Origin of the sequence: Tabrizicola soli (assembly GCF_015999335.1) — a bacterium.
Lineage (GTDB): Bacteria > Pseudomonadota > Alphaproteobacteria > Rhodobacterales > Rhodobacteraceae > Tabrizicola > Tabrizicola soli.
In genome coordinates this window covers 1-869 of record NZ_JAEACP010000055.1, presented here as the reverse complement: position 1 = coordinate 869, position 869 = coordinate 1, and the positions used below count along the sequence as shown (strand labels likewise).

Sequence of the window (869 nt, the reverse complement as noted above, 5' to 3'; positions counted from 1 at the left end):
CTAGGCTCCAGACTCATTGATCGTCAAAGCCAGAACATGACGGTTGCGGCGAGAGCGACGGCGGACAGGAAGGTCGTGGCGCATCTGTCGTAGCGTGTGGCGATGCGGCGCCAGTCCTTCAATCTGCCGAACATGATCTCAATCCGGTGGCGGCGGCGATAGCGCCGCTTGTCGTATCGAACTGGCTTGCCGCGGGACTTTCGACCTGGGATGCAGGGGCGTATCCCTTTGTCTTTCAACGCTTCCCGGAACCAGTCGGCATCGTAGTCCCGGTCCGCGATCAGCCATTCTGCGGCTGGCAGGCCGTTCAGCAGAGCAGCCGCACCGGTGTAGTCGCTGACCTGGCCCGCCGTCATGAAGAACCTCAGGGGGCGGCCCTTGGCATCGGTCACGGCATGCAGCTTTGTGTTCAGTCCACCCTTCGTGCGCCCGATCAGGCGGCCGCGCTGGTCGTCGGCCCCCCCTTTTTTGCCCGCAGGCCCGAAGCCGTGCGGTGCGCCTTCAGATAGGTCGCGTCGATCATGACGACCTTCTCCTCGCCCCCTCCAGAGGCCAGCCCCTCCATCATCCGGGTGAAGACCCCCATGTCGCCCCACCGCTTCCACCTGTTGTAGAGCGTCTTGGGAGGGCCATACTCCCGCGGTGCATCACACCAACGCAACCCATTGCGATTGATGAAGATTATCCCACTCAGAACACGCCGATCAGCGACCCGTGGCTTGCCGTGGCTTTTGGGGAAAAACGGCGTCAGCCGCTCCATCTGTTCGTCCGTAAGCCAGAAAAGGTTGCTCATCTTCACCCCCGTCAGTTCGGGAGCTTGAATCATGCAGGCCGGGTCGCCTCAAGCCAATCAATGGGTCCTGACCCTA

At 62.0% G+C, this 869-nt stretch carries 1 pseudogene; it reads right to left on the bottom strand.

The window, feature by feature from the left end:
• Positions 1-23: 23 nt before the first annotated feature.
• Positions 24-793: pseudogene (locus tag I7S92_RS22980) on the bottom strand (IS5 family transposase).
• Positions 794-869 lie beyond the last annotated feature (76 nt).